Source organism: Desulfonatronospira sp., assembly GCA_003563255.1.
Taxonomy (GTDB): Bacteria; Desulfobacterota; Desulfovibrionia; order Desulfovibrionales; family Desulfonatronovibrionaceae; genus Desulfonatronospira.
The window spans coordinates 1-3,062 of the sequence record PWSL01000375.1; the positions used below are offsets into that span (position 1 = coordinate 1).

General features: G+C 42.8%; 3 protein-coding genes. 1 reads left to right on the forward strand and 2 read right to left on the reverse strand.

The features are described 5' to 3' along the window. Positions 1-162: 162 nt before the first annotated feature. A complete protein-coding gene (locus QZP87_RS10975) occupies positions 163-741 on the reverse strand; it encodes a nucleotidyltransferase domain-containing protein (protein WP_291322967.1) in 579 nt (192 codons plus the stop codon). Next, complete coding sequence (locus QZP87_RS10980) at positions 722-1,093, reverse strand: hypothetical protein (protein WP_291322968.1); 372 nt, start codon at positions 1,091-1,093, stop codon at positions 722-724. Before QZP87_RS10980 ends, QZP87_RS10975 begins: the two co-directional genes overlap by 20 nt. A gap of 323 nt (positions 1,094-1,416) precedes the next feature. Between QZP87_RS10980 and QZP87_RS10985 the strand changes: the two genes are divergently transcribed. Beyond that, on the forward strand, positions 1,417-2,490 hold the full coding sequence (locus QZP87_RS10985; protein ID WP_291322969.1) for an IS110 family transposase: 1,074 nt from the start codon (positions 1,417-1,419) through the stop codon (positions 2,488-2,490). The last annotated feature ends 572 nt before the right edge of the window (positions 2,491-3,062 follow it).

The window sequence follows — 3,062 nt, forward strand, 5'->3', positions numbered from 1 at the left end:
ACTTATTGCTTGGGCAATAGATGCTGCGAAAGAAACGATGAATTGTATAAAAAGATAAAAAGCCATTAGCTTTATCAGGAAGGAAGCAATATCTAACTTTGTCATAGCCTTGTCCTCATGTTAGAAAATTTATGCGGACTTGTTTACTCATAAGTCGAAACGCTATTTCCAGATTTTCTGATGCTTGAAGCTGATTTTGAATTTCCTGAAAAATTTTTCAATCGCCTGTTTCTCTGAATATGGAACAAGAATGCATCCCGCGGAAACCTTTAAGCCGCCGATTTCATGCAAAAAGCCTTTATACTCGTATCCTTTCTTATCTTGCTTGTACAGCCGTCTGTTAAATTTCGCCTTTTCATTCTGATCCAAATTCTTCAAATGAAATGTGTAAAGGAGAAAAGGTTTTTGCTTAAGCAAAACCGCGGAGGGAATTTCATCGGCTCCCCTTGCATAGAGGACTTTTCCCTCCTGGAAAATATTCTGCAATAATCCTGTGTCGGTCCTGTGTAATTCTTCCGGGGTCCTTATTGTCGGTTGTATGGTTCTGCCCGTTTGCTGTTCGAGTCTGATTATTTCATCCTCAACATCCCTGGCTATCTTCTCTGAGCCTGTCAGTATCAACAGGTCTATATCCGAACGGGGAGTTGCTTCTCCTCTGGCAAAACTCCCGTAAAGTATGACCGCTTTAACTTCGGAGATTTGAGAAAGCGCCTTTGCTATCTTATCCAGTATTTTCTTCACTTATATTTACGCCGAGTTTTTCCTCAAAGAATTGGATTACTACCTTGAGATTCTCCATGACCTGTTTTGCTCTTTTCCCGTTTATTCCATCATAGCCAAGATCGCCGTACGCGAACCATATCTTTCTCATGGCATTGTTGACTTTTGGAGGGAAATTCTTATTGGAGTATTCGTGCCTGCTTTTATGGTCTCCGAAATGGGCGTTAGCAGCCCCGGCATATGCTTCAATTAGCTGCTCGACCACTTTTGTGGCAAGGTCGCCGACCACAGTGCTCTGATTCTTTTCATACGCGCTTGAAACTGCTTTTAACTTTTCTCTTGCCAGCGACAGATGCTTATCTGAATCACCCATATATTAATCTCCCGTATTTAGCATTATCATAACGAATTATGTTCTTCCTGTCAAGTATTTCATTATAATAACGAATTCAGATTTAATTAGAAACGACGGTTTTGAGACTTTAGGCGCGGGGCATGTTGATCGCAAACAATCCTGGCGGAGAGGCAGGGATTCGAAACACCCTGATTTTGTAAGTTCTGATAATACCGCCACTTATGATACTAAGCACTGGTAATACCGGGGGTTATGTGAAATATCCTTGATATGATGAAAGGGCTACCCCCAGCTGATTATGATAAAATCAGCTAAACCCGGTAACAAGAGGAGGGTAGCCAATGGAAGTATACCACGTCGGCGTTGATTTGCACAAAGATTTTTCGCAGGTCACTGCCATTGATGATGAAGGCAATGTTCTTAGCAAGAAGAGGTTAGCCAATGAAGATGATGTGCTGGAAGAGTATTTCAGCAAGGTGCCCAAAGGTTCACCGGTTGTTATGGAAGCCACAATGTCATGGTACTGGATGAGCGATTTTGTGGAGGAGATGGGATTAAAACCGGTCCTTGCGCATCCGAAGAAGGTGCGCATAATAGCCGAGGCCACGGTGAAAACGGACAAGATTGATTCAGAGGTTCTTGCTCATCTTGAAAGGACAAACTTCCTGCCCGTTTCTTATATCCCTCCGAAAGAAATCCGTGACGCGAGGGAATTATTAAGGTACAGGATGTACTTGGTAAGAATAAGGGCGTCGTTTAAGAACAGGGCCCATTCAGTGCTGGGGAAAATGGGAATCCGGCATGGTTATGCGGATTGTTTTGTAGGAGCCGGCCTCAACTTCCTGAAAGAACTTAAATTGCCCGAAGTGTACCGCAAAGAACTCGACGGACACCTTAAACTTATAGCAGAGGTTACGAAGGAGATAAAAGAAATTGAGAAGAAAATAAAAGCTTGCGTAAAGGAAGAGAGTGAGGACGCAAGGCTGCTGATGACGATCCCGGGCATATCCTGGTTTTCGGGCCTTTTGCTTGCTGCTGAAATCGGCAATATCAAAAGATTCCGCTCCTACAGGAAGCTGTGCGCCTACGGCGGGGTAGTGCCTACTACTGCTGAAAGCGCTGATAAGGTTCACCAGGGACATATCATGAAAGATTCAAACAAATACATCCGGTACTGCCTTGTAGAAGCTGTGGACCACGCTATCAGAAAAGACCTGAAATTGCGTTCTCTTTACAGAAAGGTGCAAAGGAAAAAAGGCACAACGAAGGCAAGAATTGCCGTTTCGCGAAAACTTCTCATAAGCATTTACTATATGCTTAAAAACAGAACCGGATATGAAATCAGTCATAAAAAAAGTTATAGGGGCAAAGAATACAGAATAAAAACTTTTAAACGGGTAAGCCCTTGTGAGTGACTGGCCGCAAAAGCGCAGGCCTTATTTTTGATTGGGATACCCGATCCGAACCAATATCATGTGGCATTAGACCACGAATAGATGTCTGGAGAAAAACTCCTTTGATAAATTGTTCGGAGAAGAGAAGTTGAAAAGCTTTAAGGATAAGTCCTAATGCAAACTTAATACGGTTGACACGCCCTTTCATAGATGTCACTCAGTGTCACTGGGTGTCACTCAGTGTCATTTGAAAATATCCCGTTTATATCCCGTGGGGTTAATCACAAACTTTTTGTCCGGCCATGCACATATGTGTCATTTCAGATAGCAATACAGCTTCAAAAATTTTCAACCGGCTAATCGTAAACAGTCCCGGACATATTGCAATGCCAGTGGATACAGGGGTGGCTTTTGGGTGGCAGGATAAAATTCAATTGCCTGATAATGCCGGTGGATGTAAAATGAAAGGGCTTTTTAATAATCCCGGGATGGAAACAACATGGGAAATGCGGGTTTACGGAGTATCTTGAAAAAGAAATTTCCGGAAAAGGGCCGCATCTTAACAAGGAATGGTGTATATGGGATACATTGCG